Here is a 17878-nt window from a genome sequence, read left to right as displayed (position 1 = left end):
AGAAAAACGCGAATGACTAAAAGGCCGTGGCAAATTGCCACTATCGGCCTGTTTGGGGAAGAACCTACCCCTTGCTGGCGCAGCATGCAAGTTTTTTCAAATTTTTTGTTAAAATCGTTCTGCGCGAAAAACTCGTCCAAGCTGTCGGAAAATCAGCCACCTTTAGCTCCTGTGGCTAGTATCAGCCACCAATGTCGCGCTGCGAAAGCGATTGCACCGGGAGGGAGACCGACAACAGAGATGTCGCGCAATCGCCACTTCAGGGGCAGCTGGCGCCAACGCAGTCCTTATGCTTCCACCCAAACAATCCCGCCACCTGCGGATGATCCTCGCCCGATGAGTGCTATCGAAGACAGGCTGCAGAAATTCTCATCAGCAATCATTCCGACCGTCAACGAAGGATTTATCCCAGGTAAAGATGATGTGAGGTTTATGGACACATTAATGGGTACGGACGCGATTGCGTGCCCGTTTACACGTTACTGACCCGCAATCTTATGACATTCGAACCGCCGGCGACTCAGGACTGGGCCAATGCTAACTAATTGGCGACCTGACGCTTGTGTGTACAATGTCAAATGAAGAGTGCGCTAACCGCATTTCTCGATCCAACATTTCTCTACGAATTTGCTCGTTGGGACTTTCGAGAGTGCGGCCGCGTTGAGAAGCGTCAAGTCAGCTTGCAAAATACAAATATTTTTAAATTCCGTTCTTTCACCCATTGTCCAATTGTGATTCAACAGCTGACTCGTTCAGGTTTAACTCCCGTTGCAAAATCCGTCAAATACGATGTGAGGTGGGTTCTTGCTTGCGCGTTTTTAGTGGTTGCTGGATTGCCAGTTTCTGATGCGAACGCGGGCGTCATGATCTCCGATGTCACCACCGCCGGAGGGGACAATGCACTCGCCGCGATAGGGCCGTTCGATGGCAACGATGAACAAGGTGGCGGCGCAACTGGCGAGGGCATTCTCAATTCAGCCAGCGGCGATTCTTTCGACGTCGCGTTGGGGTTCGACGCAGATTGGAAATGGTTAGGCTCAACTTCGGGGTCGGGCACCGGAATTACCTCGACAGACCTAAAAAACTCTTCCGGATCTCTGAGTCTGACATCACCGATAACAGGGCCGTTCGTTGTTAGTTTGAAAGCTGGCAATAAGGTCGCTAAGGGAGGTGGCTTTGTTTTCTACTTGTTCAATTCCAGCCAAGAGATTTCGTCTCTAAACTTCTTGACTCAGGCTCTCTCAAGCAAAGGATTGTCGCACGCCTCACTCTACCTGAGTTCGACACCGGATACTCTCACTTCTGGCACCGTTCCAGAGCCCGCGACTATGGCAATTTGGTTAGTGATCGTTGTCTGCGGCATGGAAACGGTTCGTCGCAAGCGATTCAAGCTGGCTTAGACGTCACCGTTACGAACGCCAATAGTGAACCGCACGGCCGCTCCCTGATCGGTGTGGTAAGTGCAAAGCTGAGTCAGCTGAAAGCGGAGCGAATCCTGCTTGATCAAACCGCGATCTTGATAGGATCCAACTTGGGCAACACGTCGAGTCATAGCAACTCCAATCTCCCAGTGATTGCCGTTGAGGTCACTTTCAGCATGATCAATATCTGAAATTCGATCCGTAAAACTCCCCACCCCTCTGCAACCTATGGGCGAATTACCTGCAGGTTCTAGGATTGAAAACCGACGAGCTCTCCTCGGCAACCGGAACGATGTCGGAATTGTCGCCAACTTAGTCTCGCCCGGCTTCTGTGCGAAATCGCCACCAATAGGCGCCGTCATTGAGCGGGCCGTTCGGTTGGCCGTCAATCTTCACCCATCCAGGGTCGCAGGTTAGGAAGTAGGTGGTGTCGGGCTGTAGAGCGGGTAGATCGTTAAAGACGAGCCGCCGCTTCCCCTGCCAACTTGAATGCTCATCGGGGTCCGAATGCCAGATCGGAGTCGTTGGGTCGGAGACGCAATAGAGCTGCAGCTGTTTGTGAGCTGTGCCTGAGAAATCCGCCGTCCCCGCAAACTCGAGTTCAATATTAATATTCGACTCCACATCCATGGCTGCTTCAGCCGGCGACACGGTCAGCAGCTTAGGAAAGACCATCCGACAGCGGTGCAGCCCCCAGCCTTGACGGTCCTGGGCAACAGGCTGCAGCGCGCCCGGCGGCGCCACAATTTCATGTTTGGCAAACTCGTGCCAGCGATTCACGAGCTCAGCAAGTTTCTCCGGCTGCTTTGCCGCCAAATCTGTCGCTTCGGCAGGATCAAGTGCCACGTGATAGAGCAACCAAGGACTGTCATTGATACTGATAATTTTCCATTGTCCCGAGACGAGTCCACGCTGGTTCGTCGTCGTGTCGAAAAACCAAAAAATCTCATCGTGGATCGCAGTTTCTGAAAGCGATGCGTCGCTAAATAGCGGCTTCATCGAACGGCCGTAAAGCGGAGCCAAGGAGCGACCATGATCGTCGTCTGGATAGTGCTCACCAGCCAATTCGATAAACGTGGGATACAAATCCGTCACGTGTAACCTGTGCTTTAAAATAGTGCCTCCACGATGCGCCACCAAACTGGGGCAATGCACGATCATGGGTACTCGCACACCGCCGGCCATCGAGTGCTTGTACCAATTCCATGGTGTGTTCTTCAGCATCCCCCAACCATTGCTGACCATCGGATGAGTCCCTGGTTGCCACGGTTTCTGACTGGCGTAGGTGTCTGGGTCACCGTTGCCATAGTCGCCGCCATTGTCCGAAATGAACACAACGAGAGTATTTTCAAGCACCTTTCTCGCTCGCAAGTGCGCGATCAGCCGTCCAACATTTTGATCGAGTCGGTCGACCATACCCGCGTATGCCGCCATCCGCTCGGCCTCAATCTCGCGATCGACATCGCGCAGTTCGTCCCAGCGACGAACCTCGGCTTGCGGATCGGTCAAATGATATCGCTCATCGAGCAACCCCAGTTTCTGCATTCTGGCAAATCTTGCCTTGCGCAGCTCGGTCCAACCGTCGCGGTATCGCGATGGATATTTTTCTACATTCTCTCGTGGCGCGTGCAGCGGCGTGTGGGGCGCGTTGTAGGCGACATAGCTAAAGAACGGCTGCCCGGCATCGATGGCCCCATCGATTTGGCTCATGGCGGTGTCCGTGAACGCGTCGGTGCTGTACCAACCGTCGGGGACTGGCTGCGGATCGCTGCGACCCTCGCGAATGGTTTCGTGACCGTATCCGACGCCGGTCCAAGAATCAATTTGTCCTTCAAGGAACCCATAAAACTGCTCAAAGCCAGCATCCATGGGGTGCCCGGGCTGATGCCATTTTCCGGACATCATTGTTTGATAGCCCGCGTTCGCCATGATCTTGGCAATCGGGACAGAGCGACGATAGTTGTCGGATTGATAGTGCGTGTGCCCCGTCATCAGACTCGTGCGCGTGAAGGCACACATCGGGTTGACGTGAAAATTTGTAAACCGCAAGCCGTCGGTCGCCAGCGCATCAAGTGCCGGAGTATCAATCTCGCCGCCGAAGCAACCGAGATCGGAATAGCCTAGATCGTCAGCGACCACGAGCAAGATATTCGGAGGAGAGTTCTTTCTCGGGAGGCCGTCCTGGTTTTCTTGAGCGTGGAGGGAGATGGCAGAGGAGATTGCCAACGCCAGCAGGGAGGCGGTGAGTTTCGAGAGCATCGTGAGTCTGTGGCTGATGACTGGATGAATAACAGAGTGGTTTGAGATCGGCTCGGAAACCCGAGCGGCAGTCGGCTATGCAATCTCTTGCTCGGCGAATTTGGCTTTATATTTCGCACCCAGGCGAACGTAGTGTTGAGTGTTCTCTCGGCAGCGATTGGCGAGTGACTCTCCGACGGGTTTGATCACTTTCGCAGGACTGCCCACCGCCAGCATGCCGGCGGGAATCACCGTCCCTTCAGTAACCAGCGACCCGGCAGCGACAATCGCGCCGCGTCCGACATGAGCGCCATTGAGGACAATCGCACCAATTCCGATCAGCGCTTCGTCTTCCACCGTCGCACCATGGACGACCGCTGAGTGTCCGATGGTCACGTCCGCCCCGAGCACGCAGGGAAGGCCGGGGTCGCCATGCAACACGCACTGGTCTTGAACGTTCGTGCGGGGGCCGATCTCAATCCGCTCTGCATCGCCCCGCATCACCGCCCCAAACCAAATACTCGCGTCGGCGCCAATCCGAACTTCACCCAGCACAGTAGCATTCTGCGCCACGAAAGCGGATGCGTCGATCAACGAAAGATCCGCTTCCCGCCCCACGACGATCTCCCGTGGGGATGGGTTTGAGGAATCGTCATTCACTTTGGCTTCAATTTCGGTTGGTTTCATGGGATGATGGGTCGATGGACAGCAACGAAAACCAAGATGATACCAAACCGATCGGTTCACCGCCGCTGAGGTGGTTGCGTCGGGGGATGGGGGAAGTCTTGATCGCGGCCATTCGCAGTTATCAGATGTTCATCAGTCCGTTGACGGGCCCCAGTTGTCGTTTCACACCCACCTGCAGTTCCTATGCGATCGGGGCAATTCGCAAGCGCGGCCCCGTTCGCGGCAGTTGGGCGGCTGTGAAGCGAATCTGCCGCTGCCATCCGTGGCACCCTGGCGGCTACGATCCGCCGTGAACCGTTCGGTGGACGCTCCCCGCCAAGGATCCGTCTCGCTATATTAACGTCATGCATTCTTCCAGCCTGTTCGCCGAGTTCGACCCCGCGCCGGAACGGTTCGTTCCGAGGAAAATCGTTTCGGGAGGCCAAACAGGGGTTGATCGCGGGGCTCTTGACGCGGCCCTGGCGTTGGGGATCGAACATGGTGGCTGGTGTCCAGCGGGTCGTCTGGCCGAGGATGGACAGGTTCCGACCCGCTATCAGCTGGTCGAACTGAGTTCGCGTTACTACCCGCACCGTACAGAAAAAAACGTACGGGATTCGGACGCCACCTTGATTCTGTATCGGGGACGGATGACGGGTGGGACCAAGCTGACCCAGCGGTTATGCCGGCAGATTGGCAAGCCGGATTTGAGCGTTTCGATGGGGAACGCGTCCCGCGCAAGAAATAAAATTATTGATTGGCTCAATGAGGTCCGTCCCGAGATACTCAACGTCGCCGGACCGCGGGAAAGCAATGCCGAAGGCATTCAGGACGCAACCTGCACCTTGCTGGTCGCCGCGTTGGAGTGATTGTTGACTGACGATGCCGCCCTGACCATGGCACTCTTTCGGAGATCGGGCACCGGCGGTTATCCTAGGGCTGAGCACGGCCCCGCCGAGCCCCCTGTTTTCGCGCCCCACCGACGTAATATTCGATTCCCATGACCAAAACCGTATATATCAAGACCGTCGGCTGCCAGATGAACGTGCTCGACAGCGAGATGGTTGTGGCCGACCTGAAACGCCACGGCTACCGTGTTGTCGAAACGCCCGCCGAAGCGGACCTGCTGCTCTATAACACGTGTAGCATTCGTGAGCAGGCCGAGGAAAAAACGTACAGCGCGTTGGGGAAACTCCGCGATACGAAGGCCCGCCACCCTGACAAGAAAATCGGCGTGCTCGGCTGCATGGCTCAGAAAGATCAGGAAGTCATTTTCCGCCGAGCGCCGTTCGTCGATATGATCGTGGGCCCTGGCCAACTCCATGCTCTACCACAATTGATCACGAATATCGACTCCGGCCAAGGGCGACAAATGGCGGTGTCGCTAGCGAGAACAGACGGCAAACAAGCCACCGTGGCGAGGTCGCACGAGACCTTTGACCCGCTGCGTGACCCATCGATGCGTCCGACCCCATTTCAGGCGTACTTGCGCATCCAAATTGGCTGTGACAAATTCTGCACCTATTGTGTCGTGCCCAATACGCGCGGGCCTGAACAGGGCCGTTCACCAGCCCAGATCTTGTCAGAGGCACGCATTCTAGCAGAACAAGGATGCCGCGAAATCACGCTGCTCGGACAAACGGTCAACAGCTATCGCCACCGCTCGGAGGACGGCGACACGGACTTGGCGGGTTTGCTCGAACAGCTGCATGAGATCAACGGTATCGACCGTCTCAAGTTCGTCACGAACTATCCCAAAGACATGACAGAGCGGTTGCTGACGACAGTGCGAGATCTGCCGAAGTGCTCCCCCTACCTGCACGTGCCCGCCCAGAGTGGCAGCGACACGGTCCTGAAGCGGATGAAACGCGGCTACACGGTCGGTGACTACATGGAAATGTTCGAACGTATCGAGCGAATTCTACCCCATGCCGCGGTGAGCAGCGATTTCATTGTCGGTTTCTGCGGCGAAACCGATGAAGACTTCCAGAAATCGGTCAAGCTCATTGAACGTTGCCGGTTCAAGAATAGCTTTATCTTCCAGTACAGCGTGCGGGGTGGCACGAAAGCCGCGGAACGGCTCGAAGATGACGTGCCCCGCGAAGTCAAAGCGGCCCGCAACAACGAGCTATTGGCCGTTCAAGACGCGGTCGCGCGTGAAGATAATGAGAAGCTCATCGGCACCACGGTCGAGGTACTCGTCGAAGGCCCCAGTAAGAAGTCGGCAAAGGCCGATCCGGAGGCAGCAGCAGTCCAAATGACCGGACGGACCCACTGCGATCGCATCGTGGTCTTTGATGGTAACCGCCGCCAAGCTGGCCAAATGCTTGATATCCAAGTGGATGACGCCAGTAGCCATACCCTGATCGGACGCGTTCGCACCGTCGAACTTGTGTCGATCGGGTTGTAAGGGCAGCCCACTCTCCCACTCTCCCACTCTCCCACTCTCCCACTCTCCCACTCTCCCACTCTCCCACTCTCCCACTCTCCCACTCTCCCACTCTCCCACTCTCCCACTCCAACCCGGAGCCATCGCCCTGACTGCTCTCGACACGACCACTGGTAACCCACCTGTTCGCACGCGGCGCCTCGCCAATGGCATGACCGTCCTTTGGCAACCGATGCCCTGGTTGCGAACCGCCGCCTATACCTTCTGGATGCCCGGCGGCGTGACTGCTGAGATCCAGGGTTGCGAGGATGGCGTGGCGGCGCGTTCGCGATGCGGCTTAGCTTCCCTGACCGTGGAAATGATTCAGCGGGGAGCAGGTGCTTACAACAGCCGGCAATTTGTCGCCGCCGAAGACAATCTTGGCATCGATTCCAGTGGGTCCGCGTCAACGAGCATGACGGGGTTTTCGGCGGCAATGCCAGCGGATTCCTTGGCACCTTCGATTGGACTACTCGCCGATCTGGTCCGCCGCCCGCATTTGCCAATCGATCAGTTTGAAGATGCCAAGCTGATGTTGCGTCAGGAGATGCTGGCCAATGAAGACGAGCCCACTCAGCGATTGATGCGGCGGCTTCGCCAACGCCAATATGGGATTGCTCTGGGACGCAGCGCTATCGCGAATGAAACCAGTTTAGAGTCGCTCTCGATGGAACAGGTCCGCGACTTCTATACCGAACACTTTCACGCCGGCAGCAGCATTCTTTCCATCGCTGGTAACTTCGACGAAGCCGAAATCTCCGATGCGGTTGATGCCGCGTTCGCCGATTGGAAGACGGGCACATGGGCGGGCCTTCCCACTCCGCAGCCAATCGAAGGCCACGAGTATATTGAACTGCCCAGTAGCCAAACTCACATCGGTTTTTCCTACGACAACATCCCCTACGGCCACCCGAACTATTTTGTCATGCGAGCGGGCGTGGGCATCCTCAGCGACGGGATGAGTAGCCGACTGTTTGATCGCGTGCGTGAGCAACATGGACTCTGTTACAGCGTGTGGGCTACCACGCATTCGATGGTTCCCAGCACCGATGCCGCTGGGAACGTCGTCCCCGCCACCGGCGCGGTATTCGGCTACGCTGGAACAACTCCGCAGCGCGCCCAGCAGACACTCGACTTGACCCTCCACGAAGTTCAGCATCTTTGCGATGACCTCGCTGAGGATGAACTGGAACGCTGGAAGGTGCGAATTCAGAGCAGTCTGATCATGGAGCAAGAGTCAGCCGGTTCGCGCGCCGGTTCAATGGCGTCGGATCAATTCCAACTTGGCCGCGTGATGCCAACCGAGGAACTTGAATCCGCGATTGAATCGATTCAACTCGATCAGATTAAAGAATATTTTCAGCAGCATTCGCCGCAGTCATTCCGCATTGTTACGATCGGCTCGGAACCGCTCGCCGGGGGTGCGGTGTGGAACGAGCAGGCGAATCCAGCAGACACAGCGGCAACCAGCACATCAGGAGCCAACCATGAGTGAGTTTCGCACGGCTACTCTGCCCAACGGATTGCAAGTAGTTGCCGACATTGACAACCGAGGTTATTCCGCTGCAATCGGATATTTTGTTCTCGCCGGTGCTCGCGATGAAACCGACGCCCAGTCCGGACTGAGTCACTTCCTCGAACACATGATGTTCAAGGGCACGGCGAGTCGCAGCGCCGCCGATGTTAATCGCGAGCTCGACGAACTTGGTGGCCAGAGCAATGCCTACACCAGCGAAGAGCAAACGGTGTACTATGCAGCGGTTCTACCCAAGTACCAACGGCGAATGGTTGACCTGCTCTCGGACATGATGCGTCCTCGCCTAGACGCTGAGGATTTCGAGATGGAGCGGCACGTTATCCTGGAGGAGATTGCCAAGTACGAAGATCAACCACCATTTGGTGCGTTTGAACGCGTGATGGAATGTTGCTATGGACCACGTGGCCTCGGACGCCGTGTGCTAGGGACAACCGCATCGATTGAGTCCATGCACGTCGATACCATGCGTGATTATTTCCGCACCCGGTACCGCCCCGCCAATATGGTGCTCGCCGCCTCCGGCAACGTGGACTTTGATGACTTGGTTGATCAAGCCAGCCAGGCAACCGCGCAGTGGAACGACCTTCCGAGCCCCTCGCCGATGGCAAGCGACAATCCCGATACCGTTCCAGCAGGCGTGGAATTAAATCCACGACTGAACATTCCTGATGCGACCCAAGCCTACCGCGTCACCTTATCGGGCGGTCCCGCGATGGCGTCACCGGATCGGTTCGCGATGAGATTGCTCGCGTCAATCATCGGTGACGATGGTGGCAGCCGGTTATTCTGGGATTTGATTGACACCGGACGCGCCGAAGTCGCCACGATGTGGCCGCAGGAGTACGCCGATACGGGCGCGTTGTTCTCCTATCTTGTTTGCACACCCGACCAAATGGACTCAAACATTCGCTTGATGAATGACGCGATTGACTTCGTAGTGCGTGAAGGGATCGAGCAAGCCGAACTGGACCAGGTTATCAATCGCACCGTCGCGGGCGTGATCATGTCGTCGGAACGTCCGGCCCAGCGTCTCTTTGGCTTGGGCAGTCATTGGCTGTGCTGCCGTGAATATCTCTCGACCGACGATCGGCTCGATGCGTACCGACGCGTCGATATCAATGCGATTGAGGCTGCGGCGCGCACTTACCTCTGCAGTGAAGCGACCGAGGTGATTGCGTCCGCCGAAATCATCCAGCCGATCAGCGAACCGAGTTTAACCCCATGAGTCTTGGTAGCACCGACGTGCCGCCACTGCTGCGGCTCGATGATCGCACGACGATCCTGCCGATCATTCATGGCAGTGGTCAGTTCGCGTGGTTGACGCGTCGGTTTCTGCTTGAACACCGCTTCGACTGTGTTGCCGTATCGCTGCCAGAATCGTTCCGGCAGTGCGTCGAACAAGCGGTCTTGGAACTTCCCAAGCCATCGATCGTGATCCAGCGACCAACGCCGAATTACGAGTCGACCTACAGCGCCGAGCACGAGTTTGGTGATAGTTTCGGCACAGACCAATCCAGTGATTTTGGCGATGACTTCGATGCTGATTTTGACGACGAGTCACCAGATGAAATCCCGACAAGCTATGTCCCCATCGATCCCTGCCAGGGTGTCATCATGGCGATCCGGGCTGCCATGGGAGAACATATTCGGCGTGAGTTTATTGATTTAGAAACAAATCGCTTCCAGCCTTATTCCACCGTCATGCCCGATCCCTATGCGGTTCGCCATGTTCGTTGTGAGAAATTTGCCGCCGCCGTTTTGCCGAGCATCCCGCGACCCAGCGATGATCAGACGCGTGAGAGAATGGCATACATGGCGGCCCGTCTGGTTGATCTCGCCCGCACCAACCAACAAATCTTACTCGTCACCAGTGTGCTGGATTGGCCTTGGATTCGCGAGGCCCATCGATTGCTCAAAGAGGGCCGGGGACGGTCACTGGAGTCGTTCGAACACGACTATGTTCAGCCCCCAGAGACCTTCGCCGTCGACCCCAAAACGTTGCTGTTTCTGTTCGGCGAATTGCCCTTCATTACAGGACTGTACGAACGTGCCCGGGCGCAACTCGAGGAAGACGAGGATCTCCAGATTGATGGTGTCAAGGAACTCTTGATCGCTGCCAAGCAGAGCTACCTCGCCGAATTTGGCAATCGAGCGCGACGAGTCACACCGCTGCTGTTGTCAAAATGCCTTCAGTACATCCGTAATCTTTCGCTGGTGCATCGCCGGATGACGCCGGACATGGTCACGATCGTCACCGCGTGCCAACAGATCCTCGGGGATCAGTATGCACTCCATGTTGCTGAGATTGCCAACCAGTATCGAATCGATCGTGATCGAACCGAGCAGCCTGATACCGACTCAAAGGATCTCGAAGAAGGTGCACCAGATTCTTCCAACATTCCTTTTCATGAACAACTCACTGATACCAAACTACCCGATCAGGGAGTCGCGTTCGAACCCGAGGCCGCCTTCGACGCTGCTCAAGGCGATTCCGATTCAGCGTATCCCTGGGAGGGCGTCGCTTCACCCACTGTGAAGTTAGGAATTGATCAAGGGCGATTGCCCGATGGCGAAATCGTCTCCCTCGTCAATCGTTTGCCTGGACCTCCACTGACGTGGCAAACACTCTCACTGCACCGCCGCCCGTCCCAAGATGAGAAGCACCGCTGGGAATACAACTGGAATCCCTATTCGCAGTGTAGCTTTCCACCTGAAGATGAGCGAATCGAAATGCTCCGCAATCGAGTCTGCGAACGGGCTCAGGCGATCATGGGCCAAGACCTGGCCCGCACAGAGAAATTCACCACAAGCGTCAAGGACGGCATCGACATTCGGGACACTCTCCGCCATTGGTACGAGAAACAAATCTATGTGCGTGTGATCCCACCCAGTCGGGGAAAGCTCGATGCCTGCCTGATGCTGTTTGACTCCCCCGCAGACCCTCGCGACTACCCCTGGCGCACGACATGGTTTGCCGAGCATCAATGGGAATCGACGCTCGCGTTCTTTGCTAGCGATTTCACGAAAGAGATGGTCGGCCCAGGCATCGGTTTGGGCACCTATGGCGGCGCGATGTTCCTGTATCCGCCAACGCCGATTCGCGACATTTGGATCGATCGCAGACTGGATTTCACCGAGACGCTCGAAGAGCGATTGATCGCGGCGGCTTGCATGCACTCGCGATGCCGCCAGATCGCCCTGATGAGCGGCCTCCCGCCCGGGGCAGGATGGCGACGCCTGGCGCGACGTTTTAAAAAACAACTCGTGCACGTACCGTTGACTTCATTTAGCGACCAAGAGGTTCAGCAATTACGAATGGTCCACGTGCTCAATGGCAGCGAAGTGCGAAGCTATGCTTCCCACTTCATCCGCAAGGCCTAACATCCTCGTGGCAGTGGCGGTCGGAACACGGACAACCACACCACCTCATGCGGCACTATTCAGATTGCGATCAATCGTCACCGTCCGATGGAAAACGCTGCAAAGACCTACAACGGCGACGCGGCGTTGCATTTGCTCGCACACCCCATCGCCATACGAGCGAGCATCTCCACGACGCGTCCCACGCTCGGACCTGCGCAGCTATGACAGGCGAATTGGCTGACGTTTACCCATCACATCCACAATCGTATTGCAGAGCTGTTCGACCAGAGGGTCGGGAAGATTCAGCGGTGGTGTGACATAGACACAATCGCCGAAAGGACGCAGCCATACCCCCGCATCCACCAAATTCTGACGGAGCTCCTCGACGTCATGGAGCGACTCGACCTGGATCACGCCGATCGCACCACGGCAGCGAACGTCGACCACACCCGGCAAGCTTCTCGCTGGGGACAAGCCCATTCTCAATTTTAGCTCCATCGAATGGGCCTGCTCCACACGTGGCTCACTCTCAAATAGATCAAGCGAGGCGTTGGCAGCGGCACAAGCCAATGGATTGGCCATGAATGTGGGGCCGTGCATGAGTGCATCGCCAGTTCGATCAGACCAGAATGCGTCGAATACCCTGCCACACGCCACACTCACAGCCATCGTCATCGTGCCTGCCGTGAGCGCTTTGCCCAAGCAGATGATATCGGGCACAACATCGCATGCGTCGATCGCGAACATAGTCCCGGTCCGTCCAAATCCCGTGGCAATCTCATCAGCAATCATCAGCACCTCATGTTCATCGCAAAGTCTGCGAATCCGGCTGACGGTGGAGGCACTATGAAATCGCATCCCTCCGGCGCCTTGAACGAGTGGCTCAATGAAGATGCCGGCAACTTCTCCTTGATGCACTGAAAGCAATTGGTGACATGCGTCCTCAGTGATTTCGTCTACCGGCAACGGGCAATGAAATTGCGAAAGAATTGCCTTTCCATAATCCGCGTGCATGCTGCGTTGAGGGTCGCACAGTGACATCGCACCAGTCGTATCACCGTGGTAAGCATGCGTAAATGAAAGGAATCGCTGTCGATTCGCTTGACCACGTCGTCGCCAATAGCCGACAGCCATTTTCATCGCAACTTCGACCGCTACCGAACCGCTATCGGCAAAAAAGACGTGATTCAAGTCGGCGGGCAATAGGGCGGCAAGCCGAGCGGCTAATCGCTCTGCTGGTTCGTGCGTGATCCCTCCGAACATCACATGCGGCATTTTCGCGAGCTGCTGAGAAACCGACTCCACGACATGCGGGTGATTATATCCATGACATACCGACCACCATGATGCCATGCCATCGATCAGCGAGCGTCCGTCTGCGGTGGTGAGTTCAAAGTCGTGGGCCGACACAATTTCCAGCGGCGGCGGGGCGGTTTTCATCTGGCAGTATGGACGCCAAATCGATCGTTGTTGCTGATTCGACATCACGCCGGCTGCATCGACTTGACGCTCACCACCACGCCTTTAAATGCAGGCGTCTTGCTATGAGGGTCGGCGTAACGCGATACCAAAACATTGCTTTCGGGATAATACATCAATGCATTGCCAGGACGAATGTCCTCGTAGCCCCGCGCCAAAATTGAATCCATTTGCCCCGTCTCGTTCTCAACACGAACCCGTTCATTGTGTTGAAGCCCCAGACGCTTGAGATCGTCGGGATGCATCAGAATGATATCACGGCGATCCTGATTACGGTACAGATCCTCCTCTTCGTAAACAACGGTATTGAACTGTCCTTCACTGCGGACAGTCATCAACCTCAACTGACCTTCACAGGTGCCTTTCAGCGAAGGCAACTGATGACAGTGCATGACGGCTCGGCCATCGTGGGTACCAAACGTCGGCTCGTGAAAGATGCGTCCACCAATGTGAAATTCCTTCTTGGTAGTTCCGATCGCTTGAATCTCTTTGTAACCCGGAATAACGTCACCAATCCATTGACGAATCGTTTCGGTGTGCTGCATGTGATCCCAATTGATACCTGCGGCGTCACCTAACAATCGCTTGCCGAGCGTCGAAATGACATCCACTTCGCTGCGGGGGCCAGGCAAGCGACGGGGGCCGCCGTCACTCAGACGCACAAAATTGAACATGGATTCCTGTGTCGTCGATTCCGGCTCCTCATCCCGCGGCAGCACTGGCAAAATAATCGTTTCTTTAGCAAGACCATGGACATGGCCGGTGTTCATTGTCGTACTGAGCATCACGTTCAGGTCGAGCGTTGACATTGCTCGAGCGGCGAAAGTCGCATCGGGATTCGAACCGAATAGATTGCCTCCTAAACAGAACCCTGCCTTGACCCTCCCCTCAGCCGCTGCTTCCATGCAGCCGAGTGTGTCGAGCCCAGGAGTTACCGGCAACTTGACCTGATACTTCGATTGCAGAGCGTCGAAGATCTGTTGTTTAAGTCGAGGGGTGACGCCGACGCTGCCGATCCCCTGCACGTTGGAATGGCCACGAATCGGCATCAAACCTGCCCCGGGACGCCCGACCATCCCGCGGCACATCGCAAGGTTGGCGATGGCCTGCACATTATCGACACCGTGGGCATGGTGTGTGATCCCCATGGTCCATGCGAACACGGTTCGCTCGCTCGCCGCGTACATCTCGGCGATCGTCTCGATTTCGCTTTGCTCGACCCCGGATTTACTTTCGATCTCCTCCCAGCTCAGGGAGTCCACCCGCGCGAGAAACGCATCATCTCCGCGACAGTGTTTCTTCAGAAAATCGAGTTTGATCTGGTCGCGACTGCGAAGCGCCTTGGCGATCCCCCACAGCAACGCTAAATCGCCACCGATATGCGGCATCGTATAGTGCGACGCGATCTTGGAGCCCGTCAGCAACGAGAGTGGCGAAGACGGGATACGAAATTTAACCAACCCCGTCTCGCGGACGGGATTGATCACGATGACGTTACCGCCATGGCCTCGTACGTGCATCAAGCTGGTCATCAATCGGGGATGATTGCTCGCGGGGTTGCCACCGATCAAGAACACCAGATCAGCTTGCTCGAGATCTTTCAAATCAATGGTTGCCGTGCCGCTACCGACGCTCGTCTGCAGTCCCACACCACTAGCTTGGTGACAGTAATAACTGCAATTGTTGACGTTGTTGGTACCATACAGGCGAGCGATCAGCTGCAGCAGAAACCCAGCCTCGTTGCTACTCCGGCCACTGAAATACCAGAACGTTTCATCAGGCGAAAGGGACGCTAGTTTCGTGACAATGCTCGAGTAGGCTTCTTCCCACGTGATCGTTTCGAAGTGAGTCGTGCCTGCGCGGTACCGCACCGGATGGAGCAGCCGACCGAGATACTCGAGTTGACGAGGAGACAGCTTCTGCAACTCTGCGAGCGAGTTGTTTTTCCAAAACGTGGGTTCGATGCCAGACTGCATGTCCGACGCCATCGCTTGCATGCTCTTCTTGCAGACTTCTGGAAACGAGCCCGCCTCGTTGACCATACCGCCCTGTTGCCCCCCCATTCCCAAGGCGCAGGTTTTGCACGTGTTGCGAGATCGCATGGCCTTGAAAAACTTCCAATAGCCACCCGCTTCTCGGGCCTTCTTAAACGAATAGCCAATGGCCCGGAAACCGCCGCCGCTGCGAACTCTCATAATTACGCGTGCCCGAATGTACTCGATGAATCGTGATGCTCAGAGTGTAACTGATTTGGCTCAGAATCGCAGAACCCGTCAATCGACTTTCGCATGTTCAAGAGACCGGCTGGAGGACAAACCCTCGTCAGGGTGCGACCATCGCGACGGCCTAGTATTTGCGACGCGAAAAATCGTGCCGCGTCCGCACTCGAGCAAATGCCTCTCGCTGTATCCATTTGCCTTCGACTGCCACCCCGCAAGCGCCATCAACCGGGAAATCGGTGCGACGTTGCTGCTCGTTTTCGAGACCACTACACTTTGACAGCAACAGCCTGATTATCCATTCACACCGCCTACGCAAATTGGACTTCGTCATCGCTAAAACAACTCTCTTTGCGTTTGTCGTCTTGATGATGAGCGCAGTCTCATCCCGCGCTGGCGGCTCAACGAGCGCTCTCGCGGACTCAGTGTGGGCGCCATTTGGTCCTGGAGGTGGGGGCTGGATCGAAGATGTCGTCGCGCATCCGACAAATCCTCAAGAAGTCTGGGCGATGACCGATTTGTCAGGCTTGTTCCGCTCGCAGGATGCAGGGATCACCTGGAGAAAGATGTCGGCTGATGTCGAACGGGGTGTGATGGCGAGGAAACAAATCGTTTCACACAACAGGCAGTTTGCGATTGACCCCCACGACACGCAACATATGTACTGGGGAACGTGTGGCATGATTTGGGTCAGTCACGATGGCGGCGCCAAATGGTCGTCTGCCTTCGGGCGGCCACCGTCGGTAGGAGATGATCAAACGCCTGGTATCGGACACGCCATCGACGTGGCTCCCGATGGCACGGTGTACGCGTTGGATTCGGCGAACGTCCTGCGTGTATCGCGTGATCATGGTGCATCCTGGGAAGAGCTGACATCGCCACCGATTGCGAAGAATTCGTCCGCCACGCCTGCGTTTCCAATCACACTGAATGATGGAACGCTATGTGTTGCCTGCCGCCCGTCGAAAGGGCTTGCTGTATCCCGGGACGGCGGTATGACATGGAACTTGGTTCTCAAGAACAGCATCATTCTTAGTGCTCGGACATCATTGCGAGAGGCAACGTCAACAGCACCTTCGGGCGACAGCGTTCTGTTTGCGTTCGACTCGAACGGGAATTTGCACCGCAGCAGCGATGATGCCGCGACGTTTGAGATTGTCAAGAAATCACCTCACAGTTGGAAGCCGGGTCAGCGGTTCGCGGGCGGCCTCGCGGTCACCGGCCAAGGCAAGGTCATGCTGTGGGCAATGGGTGAGCTGAGCGTGAGTTCCAATTGGGGTGAAAGTTGGACGCGACACTCGATCGAAAAAAATTGGGATCGCGGCTCGTACCCAGGCATGAATCGTTACACTTCGCCCGCAGGAAAATGCAGTGCGATGACGGTCACATGCGATGGAAAGACATGGCTCAAGTGCGATAGTTCGCTGATGTGCCGGAGCACAGATGAGGGGGTGAGTTGGACCGGCTGTACAACAGGACTGCAGGTGCTGTGTTACTTTCAAGGACCAGCGATCAGTCCGCACGATCCACAACAAGCGATGGTGGCCGCGCTCGATCAAGGAGTCTTCAAGACCAGTGATGGTGGGGCAACATGGAAGCCGATGCGTATCCAATCCGAATGGTGGAACGATGACTGGCGGAACCATGACGGCAGCATTGTCAAAGCACATCCATCCAAGCCTGAAACGTGGTTCGCCGTCATTCACGGTCACGGAGGCACGCGCCACCCACGTCTGCACCGGAGCGAGGATGGAGGCGAAAGCTGGGCACTCGTACTCGATTTGAAGCAAGAATTTGGTGGTGAGTGGGGCAAATGGCTCGATGACAGCGAGATGAGTGACCTATGCTTTGATCCCGTCAACTCCAGCACCATGTACTTGAGCAACTATCAGCTTGGTGTCTTCAAAAGTACCGATGGTGGTGTGAACTGGAAACATACACTGAAAACCAATAATGCCCTTCATCTAACCACGAGCCCGAGTGGGCAACACGTCTACGTACAGTGCCTCAAACGAAGCGGTCTTTATGCAAGCCACGACCGAGGTGAATCGTGGGAGATCGCTCATGCCTCCGATGGTGTAGACGGTTTGGTGCATCATCCTCATGAAGAAAACACGCTCTTCATATCTGATGGCCAGCACACGAACTACTGGAGCTACAAAGGCACCCGACCCGCCCGACTTCTTAAGAGCACCGATGCTGGGCAAAGCTGGAACGAACTGGCCGCGCTCGATAGCGGTCCGCTCTACATTGACCCCGTAAAGCCGAACATCATGCTAATGAGCACACTGCATGGTGGCAGAGGCATCCTGCGTAGTACCGACGCGGGTCAAACTTGGCACGACTTTCACGTCGATGCACCAAGCTACACGGCACGTGGGTTTACCTACGGCGGGAAGCCAGGAAGCGTTATCTATCATATGTTCGGCAACCAAGCGAAAACCGAGACGCTCTACCGTCCTTAGACGCTCTACCGTCCTTAATCGACTGTTACTGCCATGCAGCACCCATGGGTTGACGATCGCTC

General features: G+C 56.1%; 14 protein-coding genes. 9 read left to right on the top strand and 5 right to left on the bottom strand.

Going from position 1 to position 17878, the window contains the following annotated elements:
* The first annotated feature begins 12 nt into the window (after nt 1–12).
* Both Poly21_RS21845 and Poly21_RS21840 read left to right on the top strand, forming a co-directional pair.
* Nucleotides 13–486 (top strand): hypothetical protein, encoded by a 474-nt coding sequence (locus Poly21_RS21845; protein ID WP_146409168.1) that lies wholly within the window; start codon nt 13–15, stop codon nt 484–486.
* Between the two features lie 347 nt (nt 487–833).
* Nucleotides 834–1400: a hypothetical protein gene (locus Poly21_RS21840; RefSeq protein ID WP_302120107.1), complete on the top strand. Its 567-nt coding sequence runs from the start codon at nt 834–836 to the stop codon at nt 1398–1400.
* Here Poly21_RS21840 and Poly21_RS27830 read toward each other — a convergent pair.
* The 3 genes from Poly21_RS27830 to Poly21_RS21830 all read right to left on the bottom strand — a co-directional run bounded on the left by Poly21_RS27830 (nt 1397) and on the right by Poly21_RS21830 (nt 4346).
* Nucleotides 1397–1552 carry a hypothetical protein gene (locus Poly21_RS27830; RefSeq protein WP_302120106.1) on the bottom strand — a complete coding sequence of 52 codons (156 nt, stop codon included), beginning with the start codon at nt 1550–1552 and terminating at the stop codon, nt 1397–1399. The two genes, Poly21_RS21840 and Poly21_RS27830, sit on opposite strands and share 4 nt — an antisense overlap.
* A gap of 181 nt (nt 1553–1733) precedes the next feature.
* A complete protein-coding gene (locus tag Poly21_RS21835; RefSeq protein WP_146409166.1) occupies nt 1734–3680 on the bottom strand; it encodes a sulfatase-like hydrolase/transferase in 1947 nt (648 codons plus the stop codon).
* Nucleotides 3681–3755: 75 nt separating this feature from the next.
* A complete protein-coding gene (locus Poly21_RS21830; RefSeq protein WP_146409165.1) occupies nt 3756–4346 on the bottom strand; it encodes a gamma carbonic anhydrase family protein in 591 nt (196 codons plus the stop codon).
* Between the two features lie 14 nt (nt 4347–4360).
* On the opposite strand from Poly21_RS21830, the gene yidD reads away from it, so the two are divergent.
* From yidD to Poly21_RS21800, 6 genes are all read left to right on the top strand, one after another.
* Nucleotides 4361–4639: a membrane protein insertion efficiency factor YidD gene (yidD, locus tag Poly21_RS21825; RefSeq protein ID WP_146409164.1), complete on the top strand. Its 279-nt coding sequence runs from the start codon at nt 4361–4363 to the stop codon at nt 4637–4639.
* Nucleotides 4640–4690: 51 nt separating this feature from the next.
* Nucleotides 4691–5194 carry a putative molybdenum carrier protein gene (locus Poly21_RS21820; RefSeq protein ID WP_146409163.1) on the top strand — a complete coding sequence of 168 codons (504 nt, stop codon included), beginning with the start codon at nt 4691–4693 and terminating at the stop codon, nt 5192–5194.
* A 131-nt stretch (nt 5195–5325) separates the two neighbouring features.
* A complete protein-coding gene (gene miaB / locus Poly21_RS21815) occupies nt 5326–6735 on the top strand; it encodes a tRNA (N6-isopentenyl adenosine(37)-C2)-methylthiotransferase MiaB (RefSeq protein ID WP_146409162.1) in 1410 nt (469 codons plus the stop codon).
* Between the two features lie 190 nt (nt 6736–6925).
* Nucleotides 6926–8248 carry a M16 family metallopeptidase gene (locus tag Poly21_RS21810; RefSeq protein ID WP_146409161.1) on the top strand — a complete coding sequence of 441 codons (1323 nt, stop codon included), beginning with the start codon at nt 6926–6928 and terminating at the stop codon, nt 8246–8248.
* Entirely contained in the window at nt 8241–9515 is a 1275-nt protein-coding gene (locus tag Poly21_RS21805; RefSeq protein ID WP_146409160.1) for a M16 family metallopeptidase, read from the top strand. The genes Poly21_RS21810 and Poly21_RS21805 overlap by 8 nt, the downstream gene beginning before the upstream one ends.
* On the top strand, nt 9512–11671 hold the full coding sequence (locus tag Poly21_RS21800) for a hypothetical protein (RefSeq protein ID WP_146409159.1): 2160 nt from the start codon (nt 9512–9514) through the stop codon (nt 11669–11671). The genes Poly21_RS21805 and Poly21_RS21800 overlap by 4 nt, the downstream gene beginning before the upstream one ends.
* Nucleotides 11672–11872: 201 nt before the next feature.
* Here Poly21_RS21800 and Poly21_RS21795 read toward each other — a convergent pair whose 3' ends face one another.
* Together Poly21_RS21795 and Poly21_RS21790 are read right to left on the bottom strand one after the other, a co-directional pair.
* On the bottom strand, nt 11873–13138 hold the full coding sequence (locus Poly21_RS21795; protein WP_146409158.1) for an adenosylmethionine--8-amino-7-oxononanoate transaminase: 1266 nt from the start codon (nt 13136–13138) through the stop codon (nt 11873–11875).
* Nucleotides 13138–15327 (bottom strand): FdhF/YdeP family oxidoreductase, encoded by a 2190-nt coding sequence (locus tag Poly21_RS21790; RefSeq protein WP_146409157.1) that lies wholly within the window; start codon nt 15325–15327, stop codon nt 13138–13140. The genes Poly21_RS21795 and Poly21_RS21790 overlap by 1 nt, the downstream gene beginning before the upstream one ends.
* Before the next feature lie 533 nt (nt 15328–15860).
* Here Poly21_RS21790 and Poly21_RS21785 point away from each other — a divergent pair.
* Complete coding sequence (locus Poly21_RS21785; protein WP_302120098.1) at nt 15861–17816, top strand: WD40/YVTN/BNR-like repeat-containing protein; 1956 nt, start codon at nt 15861–15863, stop codon at nt 17814–17816.
* Nucleotides 17817–17878 lie beyond the last annotated feature (62 nt).

This window comes from Allorhodopirellula heiligendammensis, from assembly GCF_007860105.1.
Lineage (GTDB): Bacteria > Planctomycetota > Planctomycetia > Pirellulales > Pirellulaceae > Rhodopirellula > Rhodopirellula heiligendammensis.
Note: the sequence above shows the minus strand (reverse complement) of the source record. Positions and strands in the feature narration are given on the sequence as shown.